The organism is Pseudomonas caspiana (genome assembly GCF_040224095.2).
GTDB lineage: Bacteria > Pseudomonadota > Gammaproteobacteria > Pseudomonadales > Pseudomonadaceae > Aquipseudomonas > Aquipseudomonas caspiana.
In genome coordinates this window covers 2,892,514-2,915,131 of record NZ_CP167995.1, presented here as the reverse complement: position 1 = coordinate 2,915,131, position 22,618 = coordinate 2,892,514, and the positions used below count along the sequence as shown (strand labels likewise).

The following is a 22,618-nucleotide window of genomic DNA, read 5'->3' as shown; positions in this document are numbered from 1 at the left end:
TGGAGCCTGCTTCACGGGCAAGCCCTGCTCCTACATGCAGCGATCTCCTGCCAAAGCATTTCTGAATTGCACGACTGAATTCAGAACGGCAAAGCAAGACTGACTACACGCTATTGCGCAGACAGCACATAACCCTGTGGGAGCCGGGCTTGCCCGCGATATGGGCAACCCGGTTCACCTGCAACACCGTGGAGTCTGCCTCACGGGCAAGCCCTGCTCCCGCAAATAATGCAAGCAGCGCTGGCCCGTAACATCCACCCTGAAGCCAAAGGCTAAAAAAGACTCAAGCCACCACCTCAAACAACTTCGGCGCCGCCACTTCGCCCGTCACCAGGCTATGCCGCACCCGCTCGGCATGCAGCGCCGCAGCTTTCATGGCGCGTTCCTTGATGTGACCGTAGCCGCGAATCTTCTCTGGCAAGCGCGCCAGCTCCAGTGCAGTGTGACGATTCATGGCATTGAGATTGAGCAGGATCAATTCAACATCGCTGATGTAAGCATCGATCAACTCACGCTCCTGCTGACGCTCCAGACTACGCCCGAATGGATCAAAGGCTGTACCCCGCAAGAACTTCAGTTTCGCCAGCCCACCAAACGCCTTGAGCATCCAAGGCCCGAAACTGCGTTTACGAGGCTCTCCCGTCTGCTTGTCACGCTTGGCCAGCCAGGACGGCGCCAGATGAAACTCCAGCCGGTAATCACCTTCAAATTGCGCCTGCAACTGCCGGGTGAAATCACCGTTGCTGTAAAGCCGCGCTACTTCGTACTCGTCCTTGTACGCCAGCACCTTGAACAGATTGAATGCCACTGCCTCAGTCAGCACCGACGATTGGCCGGGGAACAAGCGCGCCTCGGTTTGCCGAACGTTTTCCACCAGGCGCGCATAGCGTTCAGCGTAAGCAGCGTTCTGGTAATCGGTCAGTGCAGCAATATTGGCTTTGATGCGTTGCGCCATATCAACAGGCTGTGGCGTTTCAACGATTTGCTCCTGAGGATGAGCAATCGCTTGCACCGCGCCCAGATCATGCGCCGCACGCCTGCCCCACAGGAAAGCCTGTTGATTGAGCTCGACCGCTACACCATTAAGTGCAATGGCTTTCTCGATCGCTGCCGAACTGAGCGGGATGAAGCCCAACTGGAAGGCATAACCCAGCATGAACAGGTTGCTGGCGATGGTATCGCCGAGCAAGCGAATCGCCAGATCCGTCGCTTCGATGAAGTGAGTCTTTTCCGCGCCAACCGCATCACGGATCGTCTGCTTCATCGCTTCACCGGGGAAAACTGCATCCGGGTTACGGGTGAATTCCGCTGTCGGCGTTTGCTGGCTGTTGACCACGGCATGAGAAAAGGTCGAGTTGAGTTTGGCGATCGCATCCGGCCCTGCTGCCACCAACAAGTCGCAACCCAGCAGCAGATTGGCTTCACCCGCCGGGATGCGCACTGCAAACAGATCCTGCTGACGCGCAGCGATGCGGATGTGACTGACCACCGGACCAAACTTTTGCGCCAGGCCGGCCTGATCCAGCACACTGCAGCCCTTGCCTTCGATATTGGCCGCATAGCCCAGCATGGCACCCACGGTGGTCACGCCCGTACCGCCCACGCCGGATAGCAGAATATTGAACGGTTTATCCAGACTCTGCAGATGCGGTTCAGGCAAGGTCACGAAACTCTGTATCTGAGCAGGCAGCGCTGGTTTGCGCAGTTTGCCGCCATGCACGGTGACGAAGCTCGGGCAGAAGCCCTCGACGCAACTGAAATCCTTGTTACAGGCGTTCTGGTCGATTTCGCGTTTACGGCCTTGGGCCGTCTCTTTGGGCAATACGGAAAGACAGCCGGATTTGACGCCGCAATCGCCACAGCCTTCGCAGACAGCGGTGTTGATCAACGCACGTTTTTCCAGGTCTTTCATAGTGCCGCGTTTGCGCCGCCGACGTTTTTCCGTAGCGCAGGTCTGGTCATAGATAATCACCGAAACGCCCTGAAACTCACGTAACTCGCGCTGCACGCTGTCCAGATCGCGGCGATGGTGGAAACTGGTGATCGGTGCAAAACCCTCACGGCTCGGGTATTTGTCAGGCTCATCCGACACCAGCGCAATACGCTGCACACCTTCGTTGAATACCTGACGACTTAACTGATCGACACGCAGCACGCCATCAATCGGCTGACCGCCGGTCATGGCAACTGCGTCGTTGTAGAGGATTTTGTAAGTGATGTTGACGCCAGAGGCTACCGCCGCGCGCAGCGCCAGATGACCGGAATGGAAATAGGTCCCGTCGCCGAGGTTCTGGAACACGTGGGGCGTGTTGGTAAACGGTGCCTGACCAATCCAGGTCACGCCCTCGCCGCCCATCTGCGTAAAGGTCTCGGTGGCCCGATCCATCCAGATGGTCATGTAATGGCAGCCGATCCCGGCCAGTGCGCGACTGCCTTCCGGAACACGGGTCGAGGTATTGTGCGGGCAACCCGAGCAGAAATGCGGGGTACGCTGGGTGTTGAACAACGGCGCTTGCAGGGCTTTCTCTTTGTCTGCCAGAAACTGCAGACGCGCGTCGATTTTCGCGCTGCTGTAAAACGGCGCAAGACGCTTGGCAATTACCCGAGCGATCATCGCAGGTGTCAGTTCACTGAGGTTCGGCAACAGTGAACGGCCCTCTTCGTCAAACTCGCCAACCACCACCGGACGGCGATCTACCGGCCAGTTATACAGCTGGCCAGTAAGCTGATCCTCGATCACGCTGCGCTTTTCTTCGACGACCAGAATCTCGTCCAGACCCTCGGCGAAGCCGTGGACCGAGACCGGCTCCAGCGGCCAACTCATGCCGACCTTGAGCACTCGGATGCCGACCTGGGCACACAGCGATTCATCGATGCCCAGTTCCTCCAGCGCCTGGCGCACGTCCAGATAGGATTTACCGGTGGTGACGATGCCCAGTCTCGGCTGCGGCGAATCAATCACGACCTTGTTGAGCTGATTGGCACGGGCAAAGGCACGAGCTGCATAGATTTTGTAGGTGTTAAGCCGCGCTTCCTGAGCCAGTGGCGGATCCGGCCAACGAATGTGCAGGCCCCCTTCGGGGATGTCGAAATCTTCAGGAATCTGCGTAGTGATGCGCAATGGATCGACTTCGACCACGGCTGATGAGTCGACGTTTTCGGCGATGGTTTTCATCGCTACCCAGCAACCGCTGTAGCGTGATAGCTCCCAGCCGATGATCCCGTAATCAAGTATTTCCTGAACGTTGCTAGGGTTGAGCACCGGAATCATTGACGCGATGAACGCATGTTCGCTCTGGTGAGCAATGGTCGACGACTTGCAGCCATGGTCGTCCCCTGCCAGCACCAATACACCGCCATTGGCTGCTACGCCCGCCGAGTTGGCGTGCTTGAACACATCGCCGCAGCGGTCGACACCGGGGCCTTTGCCGTACCACAAGGCAAAAACACCGTCGTACTTGCCTTCTGGAAACAAATTGACCTGCTGGCTGCCCCACACCGCCGTCGCTGCCAACTCTTCGTTGACGCCCGGCTGGAAGTGGATTGCGTTCTGCTTCAGGTAATCCTTGGCATCCCACAGGCTCTTGTCGAGGTTGCCCAGAGGCGAGCCGCGATAGCCGGAAATGAAACCGGCAGTGTTCAGCCCCCGCGCCTCATCACGCTGCTTTTGCAGCATCGGCAGGCGTGTCAGGGCCTGGGTGCCGGTCAGGTACAAATTGCCGGTCGCGAGCCGGTACTTATCGTCAAGACGAATATCAGCCAAAGACATTCAGGCGCTCCTTTTATTTTTATGAGCTGTGTTATGGCGGCTAATTCGCTGGGCAGGTTCAACCCAGGCGATCACAAGCAAAATACTGCCTGTAGCAATGAGGCTTTTTCTTTCTAATTTGCCGTTTATCTGCTGAACTTCTGCATGTTCGTTTCTATAAAAATAAAAAAAGAGGTCAATTCATGCAGAACAAATTAAGCCCGATCGACCGCCGGATCCTGCGACTGCTGCAACACAACGCCGATCTCTCGGCAGCCGAAATCGCCGAGCGCGTGGAGCTGTCGCAATCTCCTTGCTGGCGGCGCATCAACCGTCTTCAGGAAGAAGGCTATATCGAGCGCAAAGTCGCCCTGCTCAACCCGCAAAAGCTCGGACTGACGATGACGGTATTTGTCGATGTGAAGTTATCAGGGCACGGTCGGCGCTTTCTCGCCGAATTCGAAGAAGCGATCACCGGCTACCCCGAGGTGCTGGAGTGCTACACGATGGCGGGCGATATGGATTTCATGCTGAAGGTGGTGGCGCAGGACATCGCCAGTTATGAGCGTTTCCTGCGGGATCATCTGCTGCAGCAGCCTCACGTGCAGGAAGCCCACTCGAACATCGCCATGAGCGAAGTGAAACGCACGACTGAGCTGCCGCTGGACTGACGGGCGTCAGGCGGGATCTGAATCATTTTTCTATGGGGACGATAAAAAGGTTTGACTTGCAAATGATAATGATTATTATTGCAAGCAACTGGCCGCAAGGTCAGTTGGATAACTCAGAAGTCTTAGGTCGGCTTCTGGATTATCTCCTCATCAGGCTAATCACGGTTTTTGACCCGGATTTTTTCCGGGTCTTTTTTTTAGTTTTGCGGTTCGTTTCTATTTTTTTGGTGTCACTGGTGATGCAAGGTTCGGGTGCTGCGTTCTTCAGGCTAATGAAGAGAGTGTCGTTTCTACGATGGCGCGGATCATAGCAAAAAGATCAGGGAGCGGGTCTGAGAGTTTCACTTTCAAGGGCGCCAGGCAGAAGATAATCGGTAATTGCGCTGGCTTATCACTTGAGAATGGATCTCAGAACACAGTCACGTGGGACGGCAAGCACTGGACCTGTAGGAGCGCACGAGCACCGCGAGGCCGCGATCGCGGAGTATCAGACAGACCGCTATCGCGGCCTCGCGGTGCTCGTGCGCTCCTACAGAAAGAATTTAAAAGCAGCACCTTGGCAAAGAAGTATTCATCAACATCAAGCGAGGCATTCGATCATGAGTATTCAACTCTCGTCCTTCCCCGCTGCACCTGCCCAGCAGCCAGATGTTCCGCTGAGCCAGCACGGTGAGAACCTGCGGCGCGGTCTGGTGAAGCTTTCCCGGCGTACACAGCAGGTCTTTCTGCTCAGCCGACTCGACGGCCTGTCGTACACCGATATCGCCAGCCTGCTGGACATTGATGTTACTTGCGTAGAACAAGCCATGGCGCGCGTCCTGCAAACCAGCCGTCAGCAGGTTGCTGTGGATGAGGCCAGCGCTGCCGAGCCCGCGTGCCAACAAGCCAGTCGCTGGTATGTGCATCTGCAAAGTCCGCAGGCTACCGCCAGCCAACGTATCGAATTCCGTCACTGGCTGGACGCCGACCTGGCGCACCTTGCTGCGTTCGAAGGCACCGAGCGTTTGTGGCGACAACTGCAAGCCCCGGCTGCGTTGATGGGTGCAAGCGGCTGGCATCGCCGCAAACGCCGTAGCTATCTGTTCTGGTGCATGGCGACTGCTTTTCTGTGCAGCTTGCTGGTTACGGCGGAGGCATTTGCATCGTTCGGTCACTTTTGAATAAAGAGTGACCGATTCTCACACCTTCACGTCGCAGCGACGCGCATTGCTCCGCGCCGGTTCCGTGTAAAGTAGCGCCACAACTGGCACTAACGTACACAGGATCAGACCGTGACCTCTCTCAAAATCAGCGCAGATTTCGATAGCGGCAATATCGAAGTGATAGACGCGAGCAACCCTGCACAGATTCAGCTGGCCATCCGCCCGGATACCCGCAGCCCGCATTTTCAGTGGTTTCACTTCAAGGTCGACGGCCTGCAGACGGGCCAGGTCCACCGGTTCAGCCTGACCAATGCCAGCCAATCCAGCTACAACAATGCCTGGACCGGCTATAACGCCGTGGCGTCCTACGATCACCAGACCTGGTTTCGCGTGCCCTCCACGTTCGACGGCAGCGCCCTGAATTTCAGCCTCACGCCCACTGGCGAGCATGTCTGGTTTGCCTATTTCGAACCCTACAGCCGCGAGCGCCATGACTGGCTCATAGGGCAGGCGCTGGAAAAGGCCGGCACCGAATTGCTCGCCACTGGCAAGAGCGTCGAAGGCCGTGATATTCCCCTGCTACGTCGCGGCAACGGAGCCGAGGGCAAGCGCAATATCTGGATCATTGCTCAGCAACATCCCGGCGAGCATATGGCCGAATGGTTCATGGAAGGCGTGATCGAGCGCTTGCAACAGCAGGATGACCCGGTGCTGAATGCCCTGCTGGAAGTCGCCGACCTGTACCTCGTACCGCACATGAATCCCGACGGTTCTTTTCACGGTCACTTGCGCACCAATGCCAATGGCAAAGACCTCAACCGTGCATGGCAGGACTCCACTCAGGAAACCAGCCCGGAAGTGTTCTTCGTCAAGGAGCAGATGGAAAAGTACGGCGTGGACATGTTCCTAGACGTGCATGGCGACGAAGAGATCCCTTATGTGTTCACCGCCGCCTGCGAAGGCAATCCGGGATACACGCCCAAACAGCAGCAACTGGAGGAGCATTTCCGCAGCCGTTTGAGTGAAATCACCCAGGATTTCCAGACCCGCTACGGCTATCAGCGTTCTCAGCCGGGCAAAGCCAACATGAACCTGGCGTGCAACAGCGTCGGCGAGAAGTACAAATGCCTGTCGCTGACACTGGAAATGCCTTTCAAGGACAACGACGACGCCCCGAACCTGACCACCGGTTGGGACGGCAAGCGGTCCAAACAGCTGGCCAAGGATGTCTTGACCACCCTGTCTGAAATGGCAACGGTACTACGCTGAAAAAACCCTGTAGGAGCGCACGAGCACCGCGAGGCCGCGATGGCGATTTTTCTGGAACACCGCTATCGCGGCCTCGCGCTGCTCGTGCGCTCCTACAGGTTTCACTTTATGCCGCGAGGCAGCACGGTGGCATAGACATCGGTGCCTCTGGTACATGAATGCAATGGTGCGACGCGGTTACCCTCGCCCCCGCAACATGCTCCCCAACACCTCATCACGCCGTACCCACGCATGAAACAGCGCCGCAGCGATGTGCATCAGCACGGTCAGGAACAGCGTGTATGCCAGCCATGTATGGGCCTGACGTAACAGCGCGAAGGTTCCTGCGTCAGCAGCGACAATCGACGGCAAACGCAGCGAACTACTGAGCATCACCGGATCTCCGGCGGCGGAAATCATCGCCCAGCCAATCAGTGGCATTGCCAGCATCAAAGCGTACAACACGTAATGGGACAGTTTTGCCGCCAGCACCTGCCAGCTCGGCAAGTCAGCCGGCAACGGCGGGGTCTGGCTGGACAGGCGCACGATGATGCGCAGAATCACCAGCACCAGAATCGCGATACCCAATGGTTTGTGCAGGTTGAGCAACCATTCATGACGCGCCGATACCGACGCCACCATGCCCGCGCCGATAAACAGCATGGCGATGATCATCAACGCCATCGACCAATGCAGCAGGCGCGCCATCAGCGAGAAGTGCTTGTTGGGAGCGGTCATGATTTTTTCTCCGGGACGGGCGCGGTTTTGGGGAGTTGCTCGACTTCAGCGGTACGCCGTTTGTAAGACGTGGCGTAAGCAGCCGAACGCGCTGCCAACAGCGGATCGTCCGATCCACTGATGCCGGATGGCAGCACCAACGGGTCGTAGTTGATGTCGCGGCATGCGCCGCTCAACTGCGGCTGTTCGCTTTCCAGTACCAGAGTGCCTGCGTTCACCGTGCGACGATCAGCAGGCCACTGTTTGCTGGCGTCGTTGACCGGGTCATCAGCATTGGCCAGGGTCAGGATCAAATTGAAACGTAGCGGTCCTGCAGCCAGACGCGAGCCCAGATCTGGTTCGAGGTAGTCCTTGGTATCCGGCGCAGGCGCAGCTGATTCAGCGGCGTCGACAGGCACCATGTTCCAGCGCACAGCCTGACGTTTACCCTCGGCATTGATCAGATAGAACGCGTTGACGCTGTTGTAAGTGACCGTTGCGTAGCTGGCCGAAGGCTTGGCGGTTTTAACCCACGCCAGGAATGGCGCTGTTTCCGGATGACTGCCGAAGAACGCTGGTGGTTTTGACGGGTCAGGCTTACCGGTTTTGGGGTCCGGTGCCGTGGCTTGCAGTAATTCATAGAACGCCTGTGGCGTACCGACAGGGAACACCGGCATGGCGTTCATCCCGGTGCGCCACTGCTGGCCATCTTTTTGGATGAAACGCACGGCCAGACTGCGAATCGGGGCGGCACTGTCCGGCGAGTAGGGATTGCCGGTTGGCAAGGCAAACCGGCCTTCCACCGGCGTGCGAGTCGCGGAAAAAACTTCAGCACGGGAAAGCCCGGCTGCCGCGCCGTTACTGTCGAAGTAACCTGCAACGCACACTCCTTTGGGGTGATTGCGGCGATATCCGGGGAAGGTGCCGTTGTTGTGCTCCAGCGTATTGACCAGCTTGTCCGGGGTCAGGCGCTGCGGGTCGAGGTAACCACCGACGTAGGCAAAAGCGGTGGCGGCAACAAGTACCACCACGCCAATCCCGGCCAGGCGCAGGCCTGTTGCGGTGAGACTCAAGGGAGGTCTTTGCCTCTCAGGTAAAGGATCACGGTCGGTCATATGAAACTCCAGGTCATCGGCTATCACGATTTATGGGCGGTAGGACGAAGCCTGGAAGTGTTTATTCCATCCGCCGGAAAAAATTGCATAAATGGTGGAATATATCGCCGGGAGCATCGTCTGGCTGATCTCACGATTGCGAAGATCACCGTTGCTGACCAGAGAAAGCAGCCCATGAACGAACTCGATGGACCATTAAGGGAACTGATTCCGCGAATGCGCCGGTTTGCCCTGTCGCTCACCCGCAATGCCAGCAGTGCTGACGACCTGGTTCAGGCCAGCCTGGAGAAAGCCCTGTCGGCCTGGAAAGGCAAGCGCCCGGAAGGCGATTTGCGCGCCTGGTTGTTCTCGATACTCTATCGCCAGTTTCTGGACGCCCATCGGCGCTCGCGACGTTACAGCCGTATGCTGGAGCTTTTCACCGGCGGCGGTGAGGAAGATTACCAGCCGAGCGTAGAGCGCACCGTGGTTGCCCAATCAACCCTTGGTGCTTTTGAACGCCTGAACACCGAGCAGCGTGCCCTGCTGCTATGGATCTCAGTGGAAGGCTTGAGTTACAAGGAAGTCGCTATGATTCTCGACGTGCCCATTGGCACGGTAATGTCTCGCTTGTCCCGCGCTCGTCAGGCCCTTCGTCAGTTCAGCGATGGCGAAATCACGACCCCTTCTCTGCGGATATTGAAATGATCACCCTGCCCCCCAGCGAACTCGACCTGCACGCTTACGTGGATCATCAACTGAGCGAGGCCGACCGCCTGCGCCTGGAAACCTGGCTGGCGGCCCATCCGCAGGTCGCGCTGCAGGTCAAGGCCTGGCAAGAGGACGCAAAACGCTTGCGTGCGGCGCTAAGCGGCGATTTGCAGCGTGAGCCGAACCCCGAACTGGACCCCGCGTTTATCCGCCAGCGCCAGCGCCGTAATCGATATCGTCATCTGGCGACGGCAGCCATGTTAATGCTCGCCGTAGGTGTTGGCGGGTTCAGCGGCTGGCAAGCACGAGAGTTGACCCTTGCCAGCAGCATGCCGCCCATGGCTGATGCCTTGCAGGCCTACCGGATGTTCGCCGTGAACGACAACATGGCCAGCGACTGGAGCGCTGAAAAGACCAGCGACGCACAGAGCTGGCTAGACCGTCACTTCGCCCAGGCAAACCGCCTGCCCAATCTTGAGGCTGCGGGCTTCAAACCAGTCAGCGGGCGTATGACCACCACCGAACAAGGCGCTGCGGCATTGGTGGTGTACAAGGACCCGGAAGGCCGCACCCTGAGTTTCTATATCCGCCCGCCTGGAGCAAAGAATCACATGCTGCCGCGCGGAACCCGATTGGACGGTGATCTGCAGGCCGACTACTGGTCTGGTTCCGGGTACAACTATGCCATGGTCACCCCGACCAAAGACCCGGCCGCGCAACTGGCCCGCAAGGCGCTGCCCGGGGCTATTTGACTAATAGCTTCGGATTGAAAGGAAATTGCTGTTGGAGCGAGGCTTGCCCGCGAATCAGTCAATGCGGTGGGGCAATAAAACTGCGCCATCGTTCTTCGCGGGCAAGCCTCCCTCCAACGGGTTATGCGATCGACCAGTGTCAGATCCTGATCAGCGTCAAACAGAGCTCACCGCGGCCTTTCCCGCCACATGCTTGACGATTAACCCGGACAGCGCCAGTAGCGCCAGCACAATCACCACTCCACCGTAGGCATTGGTCGTCGCGATCAGCCCGAAGCTGTGGGCGCTCAGACCGGCAATCAACGCCGGGATGCAGAACGCCAGATAGCTGAGCACATAGAAAGCGGACATCAGACCCGCGCGCTCATGGGCGTGAGCCAACGGCAGCAACAACCGTAATGCGCCTAAAAAGCCTGAACCGAAGCCAACACCCGCTATGACCGAACCGACGAAGAACAGCCACAGCCAGCCAGCATTGACCGCCGTAAGAATCACCGCAACACCGACTGGCAAGCAACTGGCACCGACCCAAAGCCCTTGCACCGCAGGCCGCGACCTTAAGGTGAAAATCCCCAGCGCGCCGCTGATAGTTAACGTGGCGACAGCCAGTCCGCCATTGATCGCAGAAGTGGTCCCCGTGGCAGCGGCCAGCAGCGACGGCGAAAGCGACAGAAAGAAACCGCCCAACGACCAGGCGGCGATATCCACCGGCAACACCAGCCATAATGTGCGCCTGGCCTGAACAGGGACATGCAAAGAAGGCTTAAGAGAGCTCCAGGCGCCCGGCTGGGTGCTGACCGTTTCCGGAATGAACCAGACATAGATCGCTTGCCCGACAAACGCTGTCAGCAACAGGCAGTACGTCAGCAACTTCGGCAGCGGCGCAAGCTCTACCAAAAGTCCAGTGCCCAGCGCGCCAAGGGCCATGCCGAACATGGGAGCGACACTGTTGATCAAAGGCCCCTTTGCTTCGTCGTTGTCCAGCAAGGCCGCGCCCAAGGCACTGCCCGCCATGCCGGTTGCCAGTCCTTGAATCATTCTTGCCGCCAGTAACCAACCGACATCAACGGCAAAAATGAACAGCAGCATGGAGACACTCTCCAACAGCAACGCCGCAAAGATCACAGGACGTCTGCCCAGATAATCGGACAGCGATCCAACCATCAGTAACGCTACCAGCAACGTAAACGCATACACCGCAAAAATCAGCGTCAGCATCGCTGCAGAAAAGCCCCAGCCCTGCTGATACAAATGGTAGAGCGGCGTCGGCGCACTGGACGCTGCGAAAAAACACAGCGTCGTGAATGCCAGGAACCCCAACGCGCTGTTTCCCCGGTCAGGGTTCTGCAAAGGACGGGACATGGGTACACTCTCCGATCAGGCACATCATTAAAGCTAAGGTTTAGCGTTTCCGGATTGTGCGAGCTGACGCAGCTTAAAGCAAATACTTTGTGTTAAGGTCCGCCTCATGGCTATAAAAGAAGGAATACGCACCGGCGGTCGCAGCGCCCGCGTGCAAGAATCAATTCACAGCGCGGTGCGTGACTTGCTCGGCGAACACGACCGTGCCGCCTTGAGCGTCCCGATGATTGCAGCACGTGCAGGCGTCACGCCATCCACGATCTATCGCCGTTGGGGCGACCTGACCACGTTGCTGGCTGATGCTGCCGTGGAGCGCCTGCGACCGGACGAACCCATTGATTGCGGCAACCTGCGTGACGATCTGCGCACGTGGACCGAGATGTATCTCGATGAAATGAATTCCGCGCCAGGCCGGGAGATGATGCGCGATGTCGTGGCCAGCAGTGCGGCGACGTGCTCAGGCAAATGTGCGGGCATCACCCGTGATCAGTTGCAGATCATCATCGACCGGGCTCTTGCCCGTGGCGAGGCCGCCCCCGATGCCAACGAGCTGATCGATATGGTGGTTGCCCCCATGATCTATCGCATCTTGTACGCAGAAGCGCCGCCCAGCCTTGAGCGCGTTCATGTGTGGGTCGAGCGTTGCCTCAGCCTCCCTGCTGACACTACGGGTCTTCGCTAATCCATGCATACACTCGCGGACCTGCGCACTGGCAAACTGGCCGGTATCAAACGTTTGGACCTGTCTTGCGGGCTGAGCGAGTTTCCAGTGGAAATCTTCGACCTGGCTGATTCGCTGGAAGTCCTCAATCTAAGTGGTAACGCTCTGACCAGCTTGCCCGATGACCTGTATCGGTTATCACGCTTGAAGGTGCTGTTCTGTTCCGACAATCCTTTTACTGAGCTGCCTGCCGCGATAGGTCGTTGTGAGAGTTTGCAGATCGTCGGGTTCAAGGCTAACCAGATCTCGCACGTCGCGGCCGCGGCACTGCCGCCTCGGCTGCGCTGGCTGATCCTGACCGATAACCAGATAGAGCAATTGCCGCAAGCGCTGGGCGAGTGCCGGTCGCTACAAAAATTGATGCTGGCCGGTAATCGCCTGACCAGCCTCCCCGCGAGTCTTGCCCAGTGTCATCAGCTTGAGCTTCTGCGCATCGCGGCCAACCAGCTGACCGAACTGCCGGACTGGCTGCTGCAACTCCCCTCGCTGGCGTGGCTGGCCTTTGCCGGTAATCCGCTCTGCGCCGCGCTTGAGTCAAAGCCTGTCCGGCAAATCCCGTGGGCCGAGCTGAGTATTCAACAGCAACTGGGCGAAGGCGCTTCCGGGGTGATCCAGCAAGCCGTGTGGCAACCGCCACAGCAGGCGGCCAGAACTGTCGCCGTCAAACTATACAAAGGCACTGTGACCAGCGACGGCTCGCCGCTCAACGAAATGGCCGCATGCATCGCTGCGGGGACTCACCAGAATCTCATCAAGGTTGAAGGCCAGATATTCGATCATCCTCAATCATCCGCGGGATTGGTCATGCAACTGATTGAACCGAACTTCGTCAATCTGGCAGGTCCACCGAGTCTGGACTCCTGCTCCAGAGACGTTTACCCAACGGGTTTGCATCTGACCAGAGACACTACATTGCGACTGGCGAACGGCATCGCGTCAGTCACTGCGCACCTGCATCGAAACGGTATGACTCACGGCGACCTGTACGGCCATAACATTCTCTGGCACGACGACGGCGATTGCTTACTGGGAGATTTCGGCGCGGCGTCGTTTTATTCCACGCCGGCACAGAGCCATGCCCTGCAACGCATAGAAGCGCGGGCGTTCGGGATTTTGCTGGGTGAGTTGCTCGAACGCTGTTCCGAGCCTGTAGAGGATGCCTTGTGGGCATTGCAGACTAGCTGTGTTCAGCCAACGGTCAGTCAGCGACCGACGTTGCAGGAGATAGAGCAGAGACTGGGTCAAGCCTTGCAATAAGTGCTCGCTCTGCAGGGGAGCACGAGCCCCCACAGAGAAAGCGTTTACGCGAGTTTGCTTACCCCGCCAGACCTACATAAACGTTCTGCACGTCGTCGTTGTTATCGATGGCAGCCAGGAACGCTTCAACTTCGGCCATTTGCTCATCGTTGAGGCCATCAACGGTGCTTTTCGGGCGGTAGCCCAACTGAGCTGACTGCACGGTAAAACCGAACTCCGGAAGCTTTTTGCAGACTGCATCCATGTCGGTAGGCTCGGTCAGAAACAGGGTTGCGCCCTCTTCGCCCGGCTCACAATCCTGAGCGCCTGCCTCGATAGCCGCTTCGTCAGGATCAGCATCCGGGTTGATCGGCATCGCTTCGATCATGCCCTGATAGTTGAAGTCCCAGGACACCGAACCTGCTGCGCCCAACTGGCCCTTGCGGAACAACACGCGGATTTCAGAGACCGTGCGGTTGATATTGTCGGTCAGGCACTCAACGATCACCGGCACACGATGTGGCGCAAAGCCCTCGTAGGTAAGGCGTTCGAAGGTAACGTTTTCGCCCAGCAGGCCTGCACCTTTCTTGATTGCACGCTCCAGGGTTTCCCGCGGCATGGAGGCTTTCTTTGCCTGCTCTACCACCAATCGCAGGCGCGGATTCATGTCCGGGTCTGCTCCGGCGCGCGCTGCAATCATGATTTCCTTGGACAGCTTGCCGAAGATACGTCCCTTGGCATTGGATGCTGCTTCTTTATGCTTGACCTTCCACTGTGCGCCCATGCTTGCTCTCTTGATCCGATTGCGTCTTGCCCGATGCGCCAGTACCGGTAAACGGAATGACTGCAAACCACGGCAAAACGTTGAAAATGAGGTAACCGATGCGTCGCGATCGATGCTCGACGCCGCGCATTTTATACCCGATGACGCCAGATGAAACCCCTGCTGTCGCCCGATTGCACATCGAGGTCATCTCTCACCGGGGTTAGTGCACTGCAAAGCAACTAGCGACATTCCTCTTTAACCTGTAGTCCCTTTCTGAAAAATGCTGAAGCGATGCCTATGGCCCGTGGCATTTCGTACCCTCTGCCCCCTCAAATCAAGGTGGGAGCGATGTGGATGTCCGAAGGCCAACGTATGCCGATCACTCTGGCGATTGGCGATCACAAGACCAATCTTCCCGTTATCACCGTCAGCGGGCGGGAAGCTTTGAATGCTCCCTATCGTTTCGTTATTGATGTGCTCAGTACCGATCCGAATCTGCAATTGAAGGCGCTTGAGCAAACAGCAGCCTATCTGGCGCTTGGCCCGGATCAAGGGGTGCACGGCAAGATAAGCAGCGCTGTCCAGTTGCATGCGGGGATCAAGACGAGCCTGTACCGCGTCACGCTTGGCCCTGCTTTGCTTGATCTGGAACAGCGTCGTCAGCGCAGGGTGTTCCGGGAACTGAGCGTGCCACACATCATTACCCGGCTTCTTGAGGAGCACCGCATTGACAAGGCCACTTGGCGCTTTGAGCAACTGATGGGCATCTATCCGCCGCGAGAAGTGTGCGTACAGCACGATGAGACCGATCTGGAGCTGCTGTTACGGTTGTGTGAAGAGGAAGGCATTCATTTGCGCTTTGAACATCAGCATTTCTGTCATCTGATGATCTTCGCCGACGACCCTGCCTGCTTCCCTCATCGATCAGTTGCGGCCCAATTCAAGCCTCCCGTATTGCAAGCAGTACACGCTCCAGCCATCTCGTACCTTGCCGAACAATGGGCGCTGCAGCCAGTCACCCCTGACCATAACGTCTTCTCACACCATCACCGGGCTCTGCCCACCCCGAAACTCGCCCGCGTTAACGAGCGGGACGCGAGCAATCAGCGCCTCGAGGCCAGCGTGCTTTCGCGTCTGCCCACCGAGCGCCAGGCCCATGAGCGGCAAATTGGCGCCCGTGTCCTGGAGCGTCAACGCTGCGAGCGGCGCACAATCCTCGGCCTGAGCACCGACTTGCCGATGACACCAGGTCAGATCATTCAGGTACAGGCCCATCCCGAAGCCCGGTTCAACGACCAATGGCTAATGGTTGAGGTCACTCATTTCGCCAGTCAACCTCAACTCTTGCCAAGCCGCGCGACAGAAGATGCTGCGCAGATTATCGAGGTTATCAAGTCCCTGGCGGCACGCTCGGAACCGGAGCTGAAGGACTTCAACGCAGAGTATCATCGCGATGGCTATAGCAACAGCTTCCGCGTGCTGCCTTGGGAGATGCCTTTCCGGCCAGCGTTGAAGCATCGTAAACCTGCAGCCGGTGTTCAAACCGCAACCTTGCTGAGGCAGTGCAAGCAGACAAAAGATCAGCGACTGGACGGACGGCTACCCATTGGCTTGGACCCCGACTCTGCCGAGGCCAGCGCTGAGTTGTACGCGCATGCGTGTATTTCTTTGCCGCAGCTGAAGGCGCTGCGCATTGGCGCGACGTTAAATGTGGGGCACTTTGAGAGCGACCCGCAGCGACCGATTATTCTTGGCGTGCCTGACGAGCATGGCGCATCTTCGCCCAGTCAACCTATGGACAGCTTGCCGAGCGCTGAACAGGTTCATCTGGACCTGCCGCAAACCCTGCACCTGAGTGCCGGGCGGGAACTGCAACTCGCCACGGTAGATGCCAGATTCAGACTGACTGCCACACGCATCAGCATGACGGGCGCACCGCCTTTACTGGTCGCCAAAGACCGTTCCATGACAATGGACGCTCACAGGCAACATGCTGCGCTGACTTTTCTTGATGCCGATTTGCGCCTGACCGAACAGCCAGGCCTGCGCGGTGCGCCATTGGCCCATTGCTTGTGGTACATCGTGCGGATGCGCGACGCGGGGCTGCAATTCCTCGCCAGGCTGCAACCCGAGCATTTCCTGTTCGAAGGCAAGACCGACAAACACGGTTATTGCGGACTTGGCCCTCAACAGTTACGTGAGCTGGCAGATGCTTACCGCAAGAGCCCGGATGACCTTTGTCTGGTCCACCCGGGGCAATGCATCAAGCTGCAGACCTGGTTTGAACAGAACTGGCCGAAACGGTTGCATCAAGCATTCCGTCAGCATCGCTGACGCATTTATCGCCCCTTGAAACGGGGCTCGCGCTTCTCAATGAAGGCAGCCATGCCTTCTTTCTGGTCTTCGGTCGCGAAAGCAGCATGAAACACCCGGCGTTCGAAGCGGATACCTTCGGCAAGACTGACCTCGAACGCCCGATTGACGCTTTCTTTGACCATCATCGCCACGGGTAGCGATTTTTCCGCAATGGACGCGGCGACTTTCAACGCCTCACCCAGCAACTCGTCGAGCGGCAATACGCGCGCCACCAGCCCGGCGCGCTCGGCTTCCTGAGCGTCAATCAAGCGGCCGGTCAGGCACATTTCCATGGCCTTGGCCTTGCCTACCGCATGAGTCAAACGCTGGGTGCCGCCCATACCCGGCAAGACACCGAGCTTGATTTCAGGCTGGCCGAACCGGGCGTTATCCGCCGCCAGGATGAAGTCGCACATCAAGGCCAGTTCGCAGCCGCCACCCAACGCAAATCCGGCAACGGCAGCGATCACTGGCGTACGTCGGGAAGCAACGCGATCACTGTCGCTGAACAGATCGTCCAGATAAATTTGCGGATACTTCAGTTCAGCCATTTCCTTGATATCTGCGCCTGCGGCAAAGGCTTTGCTGGAACCGGTCAGCACAATACAACCGATGTTACGATTAGCGTCCAGATCATCCAGAGCGTGGTTCAGCTCGCTGATCAATTGCGCGTTGAGCGCATTCAAGGCCTGCGGACGGTTAAGCGTAACAAGCCCCACCCTTCCTCGAATCTCTATCAGGATACATTCGTAAGTCATTGATTTTCCGCCCTTCTATCCAGTCATTTATTCTATAATCTACATTAACTTTGAATCATGACTCATTGCTTTTAATCGACTAGTTCCAATGCCATAGCGGTTGCTTCGCCGCCACCAATGCAAATGGCGGCAACGCCTCGCCGCAGCCCTTGTCGGCGCAAGGCACCCAGCAACGTCACAAGAATACGGGCACCCGAAGCGCCAATGGGATGCCCGAGGGCACAGGCGCCGCCATGCACATTGACCTTGTGATGCGGCAGATTCAGTTGGCTCATGGCCGCCAGCGTTACGACGGCGAAGGCCTCATTGATTTCGAACAGGTCAACCTGCTCCAGCGTCCATCCAGTGCGCTTCATGAGGTTGGTGATCGCCCCGATGGGCGCCACGGGAAACAGTCCCGGCTCATCAGCAAAAGCGCTATGGCCGTGGATCACTGCCAAGGGCTTGAGGCCTTGCAGTGCAGCTGCAGAACGACGCATCAAGAGCAACGCGACAGCCCCGTCGGAAATGGAGCTGGAATTGGCCGCGGTCACAGTTCCGCCCTCGCGAAAAGCAGGTTTAAGTGTCGGGATCTTATCCGGCCGGGCCTTTGGTGGCTGCTCATCGTGACTGACCAGCCGTCGTTCCTTACCCACGGCGACGTCCAGCGGGATTATTTCATCCGCGAACCAGCCATTGTTGATCGCATCCTGTGCTCGGCTGAGTGATGCCAGCGCAAATGCATCCTGCATTTCCCGGGTAAAACCGTGGCTATGCGCGCATTGTTCGGCGTAAGTCCCCATCAACCGACCTGGCTCGTAAGCATCCTCAAGGCCGTCGAGAAACATATGATCGAGCACTCTGCCGTGCCCCATGCGATAGCCGCTGCGTGCCCGGTCCAATAAATACGGCGCGTTGGACATACTTTCCATTCCGCCCGCCACCACCACTCGGGCGGTACCGGCCAGCAACTGGTCATGGGCCAGCATCACCGCCTGCATGCCTGATCCGCACATCTTGTTCAGCGTCGTGCATAGCGTTGATTTGGACAGCCCTGCACCCAATGCCGCTTGCCTCGCAGGGGCCTGACCCAGCCCGGCGGGCAACACGCAACCAAACAATACTTGCTCGACCTCCTCGGGCGATATACCTGCACGGGCCACGGCAGCGCGAATCGCTGCGGCACCCAGCTGAGGCGCCGTCAGGCTCTGCAAGTCGCCCTGAAAACCGCCCATGGGCGTGCGCATGGCACTGACGATCACTACAGGGTCTTCGTTCAATGATGAGCGTTCTGAAGTCATGATTAATTACCTTTCAAAAGACGCCTAACCAATTGATTTATCAGTCATAAGTATGGATTACGGGCAGTCGCAGCTGTCGGCAGCCCTACAGACAGCTGCGTCGGCTATCGCGCCGCCATACGCAAGGCACCATCCAGACGAATCACTTCACCATTGAGCATAGGATTTTCGATGATGTGCCGGACCAACGCGGCGTACTCGTCCGGTTTACCCAGCCGTTGCGGGAACGGTACGCCTGCGGCCAGGGACTCGCGCACCTGAGGTGTCATGCCCGCCATCATCGGTGTTTCGAAAATACCGGGGGCGATGGTCATGACGCGGATGCCAAAACGCGCGAGCTCTCGAGCTGCGGGCAGGGTCATGCTGACTATTGCGCCTTTGGAGGCGGCGTAAGCGGCCTGGCCGATCTGGCCGTCGTAAGCCGCCACCGAGGCGGTGTTGATGATTACGCCACGTTCGCCGCCCTCATCTGCGGTATCGCGAGACATGGCTTCACTCGCGAGTCGCAAGAGGTTGAAAGTGCCTATGAGGTTGACGTCGATCACCCGACGAAAACCGGACAGATCGTGAGGACCTTCTTTACCAAGGATTTTCTGCGCACCCACGATACCGGCGCAATTGACCAGTCCATGCAGTGCACCGAACGCCTCGATACAGGCTTGCACGGCAGCCTGCGCGGACGCCTCCTGGCTGACATCGGTGACAACGGCCCGGACATGTGCACCCATCTTGTCCGTCTGAGTGGCCAAGGCCTCGGCATTGAGGTCGGCTAGCACCACTCTGGCCCCGGCATTGACCAGCATCTGTGCAGTGGCGGCGCCCAGCCCGGATGCACCACCACTGACCAGGAACACTTTGTCGCGAATATCCATGAGTGACCTCTATTCGGCATTTTGTTTTTGTTACCGAAATAGTCGCGCTGCACTTCCGATCAGGCAATGGCCAAAGTGCTCAGTGTGGATGACCGGTTTTGACTCGTACTGCCCAAAACGACGTCCCGGTAATGGCCAGGATTACTCCCCGACCATTTGCGAAAGGCTTTCTGGAATGAACTGGCGTCAGCAAAGCCCAAGCGACTGGCAATAGTGGCAAAATCCAGCTGTTCGTCGGTCAACCAGCCGATGGCCAGATCCTTGCGCACCGAATCTTTCAGTGCCTGATAGCTCTGCGCCTCTTCAGCCAACCGACGGCGTAAGGTCGAGTTCGACATGAACAAGCTGGCAGCCAGCTCGGCACTGGTCGGCCATTGCTCGGCGGGAAGGCTGCGCAAGTGCTGACGGACTCGGCTGGCCAGACTCTGCGGGTCACGGTACTTGACCAGTAGATTGCCGGGGAGCGCTGCGAGAAATGCTTGAAGTTCGTCGACGCTGCGCCGGATAGGTAAATCAAGGCAATCCGCCGCAAAGATCATTCTTGAGCGCGGCCGCTGGAAACGCAGGTTTTCGGAGAACATCACTTTGTAGTCATCAATGTAGTCCGGCTGCGCGCAACGCAGTTCAATGCCCAGAATGGGCACCCGCCGCCCGCACAGCCAGCAGGCGACGCCGTGCACAATCATCCAGAACGTGAAGTCTGCGAATGCCCGGGATACCGGATCGCCCTCCTGACCAATGACGATCTCGGCCACGCTTTGCTGACGAATTAGCTTCGAATCGAAATGCTTGAGCATCAATCCGAGAAAATCCAGCGCTGACTCAAGCCCAGCGGTCAGTGTCGGTTGAGCGATGGCCGAACGGCAAAGAAACGCCAGGCTGCCCTGGCGCAGCGGACGAGGATCCATGCCAAAGAACAAGTCGTCGCTGCCCTGCTCCAGCGTCCGCCACAAAGCCGCGTAGGCGCTGACCGACACTCGGGCATCGCAGTCAGCGAGCACATCAGGAGCGATGCCGGCCTGGGTCAAAAGCATTTGCCGGCTGCGCACGGACAGGCCGCTTTGCAGCAATGCTTCGCGCACCATTTCGACGGAGATGGTGTGCTTTGCAGTCAATGCTGCAACCGGTGGCGCTGTTTTTTGGTAATGAGGCATCTGCGACTCGTCGACATGCAGGTCCCGCAGCATAAGCCAGCGCCAGCTGAAAACGAATCTCTGCGCATGCGTGGGGTCTGACACGGAGTGCAGGTCCTGTCACGAATGCAAGGAAAACACCGATGCCCTTACGCCCGACTCGTATGTTGTTGGTCAGCCTGTTGCTGTTGACCCTGAGTGCCTGTGCACTGCTGCCCAACCGCGATCCGCTGAACATTAACGTCGTCGGTATTGAGCCTTTGCCAGGCCAGGGGCTGGAAGTGCGATTGGCGGTCAAGTTGCGACTGCAGAACCCTAACGAGACCGCCATCGAGTACAACGGCGTTGCCCTGGACCTGGATGTAAACGGCAAGCTGCTGGCGTCGGGCGTAAGTGATCAGCAAGGTTCCATCGGACGGTTTTCCGAAACGGTGCTGGTGGTGCCGGTCAGCGTTTCAGCCTTCGCCGCCCTGCGCCAGGCCGTTGGCCTGACGCAAACCCAGAGCCTCGACAACCTGCCGTACACACTGCGCGGCAAGCTGGCCGGTGGGTTATTCGGCACCATGCGCTTCAAAGACAGCGGAGTATTGAACCTGCCGCAGCCCGTCGATGGGAGCTGGTAAGTCCCAGCAGTAAACAGGAATACGAAGACGTGCTTACTTGTTGGCTGCCATGAGCCGATTGACTTCACTGCGGACCATGTTGGCGTACTCAGGCGGGCTCATGGCATCAAGCTCGGAGCGGACCCATTCGGACCATTTGCCCTTGCGCTTGGCGCGTTCCCCGAATAGCCGGGCAGCGTCGCCTTTGGCCTTGCCCAGATTGCTCTGCCATAGATCAAAGAGGCGGGATTTCTCGTCTTCGAGCGCAGCACGCTCCGGGAGCGGCCGGTTGGCCAGATTGAAACTCATAACGGTCACCTGTGACTAAAAACCGGAAGCATCTTACACCCGTATGGGTATATTTCCGGCAAATTCCACAAGCAAAATGACGTGCGTCGCACAGACTTCTGCAACTTTTCGTCAGCCGCAAGACTCCATTGCTCACTGCCATCATCAACGAAAGGAAAACATCATGGCTCGTAAAACTGCCGCTCAAAACACTGCAGAACAGATCAAGGACCAAGCTTTCAGCGAACTGCAGGCCCTGATCGAAGAGTCCGACAAGCTGCTCAAGGACAGTGCCGCACTGGTCGGCGAAGACGCCGAAACCCTACGCGCGCAACTGAGCCTGAAGCTAAAACAGGCGGCCGAATCCGTAGCCAGCGTACGCGAGCGTACCAAGCCAGTGGTTGAAGCGACTGAAACCTATATCGGTGGCCACCCATGGCAGACCGTAGCCATTTCCGCAGGCTTTGGTCTGGTGGTGGGTTTGTTGCTGGGTCGTCGCGACTAAGCCTGGACCACTAACGGTCAAGCCTTGAAATGTGTTGAACCTGTCGCTGGCAGGTACCGCTCCCCCACAAGATTGCATTCATGGGGGGAGCAGCTTTGCCAGCGACGCTGGTTTTAGACCGGACTCCCCGGCACCAACGCTTGTAATTGCCTGGCAAAATGATCTGCCGTAAATGGCACCGCCTCGGACTCTTTCACGCCGATGCGCTTCTTCTCCATCCACTGCACACCTTGTGTAGCGTCGACACAACTCAGTGACACCTGTTCCTGAGCATGCAGGCTAAGGCCTGTCGCCGAAATCGACACCGATCCTTTAGGGCCCATCGCATCGGGAATCAAGGCAACCTGCCGCCCCGCAATGGTCAGCGTCATACGTTGAGTGCGAAAGGGAGAGTTTTCGTCCGGATAACCCTTGCTCTGCGCAAGATGCGGCTCGTACTCCACTGCAATCTGACCACTAGCCGTTAATGGCTTGAGCCAGATTTCGATCTGTTCGTAGAGTTTGAGAATGCTTGCCTGCCATTGCCCAAGGCCGGTGTGGAATTGCTGGTGTTTATGTTCTTCATGGCGTTGATTGGCGGTGAGTAGCTCGCCCAATCTTTGAATTTCGTCCATAACAGCGCTTCCCGGTTCACGCCTCGAATGATTCGAAGCGCGT

General features: G+C 57.9%; 21 protein-coding genes. 10 read left to right on the top strand and 11 right to left on the bottom strand.

Annotated features, from left to right (window positions below):
• Positions 1–283: 283 nt before the first annotated feature.
• On the bottom strand, positions 284–3,769 hold the full coding sequence (locus tag ABRP31_RS13360) for an indolepyruvate ferredoxin oxidoreductase family protein (RefSeq protein WP_349969881.1): 3,486 nt from the start codon (positions 3,767–3,769) through the stop codon (positions 284–286).
• Between the two features lie 182 nt (positions 3,770–3,951).
• Here ABRP31_RS13360 and ABRP31_RS13355 point away from each other — a divergent pair, with 182 nt between their 5' ends.
• The 3 genes from ABRP31_RS13355 (at position 3,952) to ABRP31_RS13345 (ending at position 6,830) form a co-directional block, all read left to right on the top strand.
• A complete protein-coding gene (locus tag ABRP31_RS13355; protein WP_087273546.1) occupies positions 3,952–4,419 on the top strand; it encodes an Lrp/AsnC family transcriptional regulator in 468 nt (155 codons plus the stop codon).
• Between the two features lie 599 nt (positions 4,420–5,018).
• On the top strand, positions 5,019–5,579 hold the full coding sequence (locus tag ABRP31_RS13350; protein WP_349972037.1) for a DUF4880 domain-containing protein: 561 nt from the start codon (positions 5,019–5,021) through the stop codon (positions 5,577–5,579).
• Positions 5,580–5,690: 111 nt separating this feature from the next.
• Positions 5,691–6,830 carry a M14-type cytosolic carboxypeptidase gene (locus ABRP31_RS13345; RefSeq protein WP_087273540.1) on the top strand — a complete coding sequence of 380 codons (1,140 nt, stop codon included), beginning with the start codon at positions 5,691–5,693 and terminating at the stop codon, positions 6,828–6,830.
• Positions 6,831–7,007: 177 nt separating this feature from the next.
• Here the strand turns inward: ABRP31_RS13345 and ABRP31_RS13340 are convergent, their stop codons facing one another.
• A complete protein-coding gene (locus ABRP31_RS13340) occupies positions 7,008–7,547 on the bottom strand; it encodes a cytochrome b (RefSeq protein ID WP_349972036.1) in 540 nt (179 codons plus the stop codon).
• On the bottom strand, positions 7,544–8,641 hold the full coding sequence (locus ABRP31_RS13335) for a catalase family peroxidase (protein WP_349972035.1): 1,098 nt from the start codon (positions 8,639–8,641) through the stop codon (positions 7,544–7,546). The genes ABRP31_RS13340 and ABRP31_RS13335 overlap by 4 nt, the downstream gene beginning before the upstream one ends.
• Before the next feature lie 174 nt (positions 8,642–8,815).
• On the opposite strand from ABRP31_RS13335, the gene ABRP31_RS13330 reads away from it, so the two are divergent.
• Positions 8,816–9,328, top strand: a complete 513-nt coding sequence (locus ABRP31_RS13330; RefSeq protein ID WP_349972034.1) for a sigma-70 family RNA polymerase sigma factor — start codon at positions 8,816–8,818, stop codon at positions 9,326–9,328.
• Positions 9,325–10,083: an anti-sigma factor gene (locus ABRP31_RS13325; protein WP_087273533.1), complete on the top strand. Its 759-nt coding sequence runs from the start codon at positions 9,325–9,327 to the stop codon at positions 10,081–10,083. The genes ABRP31_RS13330 and ABRP31_RS13325 overlap by 4 nt, the downstream gene beginning before the upstream one ends.
• Positions 10,084–10,239: 156 nt before the next feature.
• Here the strand turns inward: ABRP31_RS13325 and ABRP31_RS13320 are convergent, their stop codons facing one another.
• The gene (locus ABRP31_RS13320) at positions 10,240–11,445 is read right to left on the bottom strand and encodes an MFS transporter (RefSeq protein ID WP_349972033.1); all 1,206 of its coding nucleotides are present in this window, start codon (positions 11,443–11,445) and stop codon (positions 10,240–10,242) included.
• A gap of 106 nt (positions 11,446–11,551) precedes the next feature.
• On the opposite strand from ABRP31_RS13320, the gene ABRP31_RS13315 reads away from it, so the two are divergent.
• Entirely contained in the window at positions 11,552–12,127 is a 576-nt protein-coding gene (locus ABRP31_RS13315; RefSeq protein ID WP_087273529.1) for a TetR/AcrR family transcriptional regulator, read from the top strand.
• 3 nt (positions 12,128–12,130) lie between these two features.
• On the top strand, positions 12,131–13,423 hold the full coding sequence (locus tag ABRP31_RS13310; protein WP_349972031.1) for a leucine-rich repeat-containing protein kinase family protein: 1,293 nt from the start codon (positions 12,131–12,133) through the stop codon (positions 13,421–13,423).
• Positions 13,424–13,481: 58 nt separating this feature from the next.
• On the opposite strand, the gene ABRP31_RS13305 is transcribed toward ABRP31_RS13310, so the two are convergent.
• Positions 13,482–14,186 (bottom strand): YebC/PmpR family DNA-binding transcriptional regulator, encoded by a 705-nt coding sequence (locus ABRP31_RS13305; RefSeq protein ID WP_349972029.1) that lies wholly within the window; start codon positions 14,184–14,186, stop codon positions 13,482–13,484.
• Between the two features lie 336 nt (positions 14,187–14,522).
• On the opposite strand from ABRP31_RS13305, the gene ABRP31_RS13300 reads away from it, so the two are divergent.
• Positions 14,523–16,502, top strand: a complete 1,980-nt coding sequence (locus ABRP31_RS13300) for a type VI secretion system tip protein TssI/VgrG (protein ID WP_349972028.1) — start codon at positions 14,523–14,525, stop codon at positions 16,500–16,502.
• A 5-nt stretch (positions 16,503–16,507) separates the two neighbouring features.
• Here ABRP31_RS13300 and ABRP31_RS13295 read toward each other — a convergent pair whose 3' ends face one another.
• The 4 genes from ABRP31_RS13295 to ABRP31_RS13280 form a co-directional block, all read right to left on the bottom strand.
• Entirely contained in the window at positions 16,508–17,281 is a 774-nt protein-coding gene (locus tag ABRP31_RS13295; protein WP_349972027.1) for an enoyl-CoA hydratase, read from the bottom strand.
• Positions 17,282–17,352: 71 nt separating this feature from the next.
• On the bottom strand, positions 17,353–18,561 hold the full coding sequence (locus tag ABRP31_RS13290; protein WP_349972026.1) for an acetyl-CoA C-acyltransferase: 1,209 nt from the start codon (positions 18,559–18,561) through the stop codon (positions 17,353–17,355).
• A gap of 104 nt (positions 18,562–18,665) precedes the next feature.
• Positions 18,666–19,433 (bottom strand): 3-hydroxyacyl-CoA dehydrogenase, encoded by a 768-nt coding sequence (locus ABRP31_RS13285; protein WP_349972025.1) that lies wholly within the window; start codon positions 19,431–19,433, stop codon positions 18,666–18,668.
• Between the two features lie 59 nt (positions 19,434–19,492).
• Complete coding sequence (locus ABRP31_RS13280; RefSeq protein ID WP_349972039.1) at positions 19,493–20,548, bottom strand: AraC family transcriptional regulator; 1,056 nt, start codon at positions 20,546–20,548, stop codon at positions 19,493–19,495.
• 161 nt (positions 20,549–20,709) lie between these two features.
• Here ABRP31_RS13280 and ABRP31_RS13275 point away from each other — a divergent pair, with 161 nt between their 5' ends.
• The gene (locus ABRP31_RS13275) at positions 20,710–21,189 is read left to right on the top strand and encodes an LEA type 2 family protein (protein WP_087273517.1); all 480 of its coding nucleotides are present in this window, start codon (positions 20,710–20,712) and stop codon (positions 21,187–21,189) included.
• A 33-nt stretch (positions 21,190–21,222) separates the two neighbouring features.
• Here ABRP31_RS13275 and ABRP31_RS13270 read toward each other — a convergent pair whose 3' ends face one another.
• Positions 21,223–21,477, bottom strand: coding sequence for a hypothetical protein (locus tag ABRP31_RS13270; RefSeq protein ID WP_087273515.1), 255 nt, complete (start codon positions 21,475–21,477; stop codon positions 21,223–21,225).
• A 163-nt stretch (positions 21,478–21,640) separates the two neighbouring features.
• Between ABRP31_RS13270 and ABRP31_RS13265 the strand changes: the two genes are divergently transcribed.
• A complete protein-coding gene (locus tag ABRP31_RS13265; RefSeq protein ID WP_087273513.1) occupies positions 21,641–21,961 on the top strand; it encodes a YqjD family protein in 321 nt (106 codons plus the stop codon).
• A gap of 113 nt (positions 21,962–22,074) precedes the next feature.
• On the opposite strand, the gene ABRP31_RS13260 is transcribed toward ABRP31_RS13265, so the two are convergent.
• Positions 22,075–22,575 (bottom strand): hypothetical protein, encoded by a 501-nt coding sequence (locus ABRP31_RS13260; protein WP_087273511.1) that lies wholly within the window; start codon positions 22,573–22,575, stop codon positions 22,075–22,077.
• Between the last annotated feature and the right edge of the window lie 43 nt (positions 22,576–22,618).

What these genes read in the sequence shown, in the direction of transcription:
- ABRP31_RS13270 (WP_087273515.1), bottom strand. Translation starts at nt 21,477, where the DNA reads ATGAGTTTCAATCTGGCCAACCGGCCGCTCCCGGAGCGTGCTGCGCTC.
- ABRP31_RS13315 (WP_087273529.1), top strand. Translation starts at nt 11,552, where the DNA reads ATGGCTATAAAAGAAGGAATACGCACCGGCGGTCGCAGCGCCCGCGTG.
- ABRP31_RS13350 (WP_349972037.1), top strand. Translation starts at nt 5,019, where the DNA reads ATGAGTATTCAACTCTCGTCCTTCCCCGCTGCACCTGCCCAGCAGCCA.
- ABRP31_RS13340 (WP_349972036.1), bottom strand. Translation starts at nt 7,547, where the DNA reads ATGACCGCTCCCAACAAGCACTTCTCGCTGATGGCGCGCCTGCTGCAT.
- ABRP31_RS13325 (WP_087273533.1), top strand. Translation starts at nt 9,325, where the DNA reads ATGATCACCCTGCCCCCCAGCGAACTCGACCTGCACGCTTACGTGGAT.
- ABRP31_RS13265 (WP_087273513.1), top strand. Translation starts at nt 21,641, where the DNA reads ATGGCTCGTAAAACTGCCGCTCAAAACACTGCAGAACAGATCAAGGAC.
- ABRP31_RS13260 (WP_087273511.1), bottom strand. Translation starts at nt 22,575, where the DNA reads ATGGACGAAATTCAAAGATTGGGCGAGCTACTCACCGCCAATCAACGC.
- ABRP31_RS13290 (WP_349972026.1), bottom strand. Translation starts at nt 18,561, where the DNA reads ATGACTTCAGAACGCTCATCATTGAACGAAGACCCTGTAGTGATCGTC.
- ABRP31_RS13285 (WP_349972025.1), bottom strand. Translation starts at nt 19,433, where the DNA reads ATGGATATTCGCGACAAAGTGTTCCTGGTCAGTGGTGGTGCATCCGGG.
- ABRP31_RS13310 (WP_349972031.1), top strand. Translation starts at nt 12,131, where the DNA reads ATGCATACACTCGCGGACCTGCGCACTGGCAAACTGGCCGGTATCAAA.
- ABRP31_RS13355 (WP_087273546.1), top strand. Translation starts at nt 3,952, where the DNA reads ATGCAGAACAAATTAAGCCCGATCGACCGCCGGATCCTGCGACTGCTG.
- ABRP31_RS13305 (WP_349972029.1), bottom strand. Translation starts at nt 14,186, where the DNA reads ATGGGCGCACAGTGGAAGGTCAAGCATAAAGAAGCAGCATCCAATGCC.
- ABRP31_RS13275 (WP_087273517.1), top strand. Translation starts at nt 20,710, where the DNA reads ATGCCCTTACGCCCGACTCGTATGTTGTTGGTCAGCCTGTTGCTGTTG.
- ABRP31_RS13320 (WP_349972033.1), bottom strand. Translation starts at nt 11,445, where the DNA reads ATGTCCCGTCCTTTGCAGAACCCTGACCGGGGAAACAGCGCGTTGGGG.
- ABRP31_RS13295 (WP_349972027.1), bottom strand. Translation starts at nt 17,281, where the DNA reads ATGACTTACGAATGTATCCTGATAGAGATTCGAGGAAGGGTGGGGCTT.
- ABRP31_RS13335 (WP_349972035.1), bottom strand. Translation starts at nt 8,641, where the DNA reads ATGACCGACCGTGATCCTTTACCTGAGAGGCAAAGACCTCCCTTGAGT.
- ABRP31_RS13360 (WP_349969881.1), bottom strand. Translation starts at nt 3,769, where the DNA reads ATGTCTTTGGCTGATATTCGTCTTGACGATAAGTACCGGCTCGCGACC.
- ABRP31_RS13300 (WP_349972028.1), top strand. Translation starts at nt 14,523, where the DNA reads ATGTCCGAAGGCCAACGTATGCCGATCACTCTGGCGATTGGCGATCAC.
- ABRP31_RS13330 (WP_349972034.1), top strand. Translation starts at nt 8,816, where the DNA reads ATGAACGAACTCGATGGACCATTAAGGGAACTGATTCCGCGAATGCGC.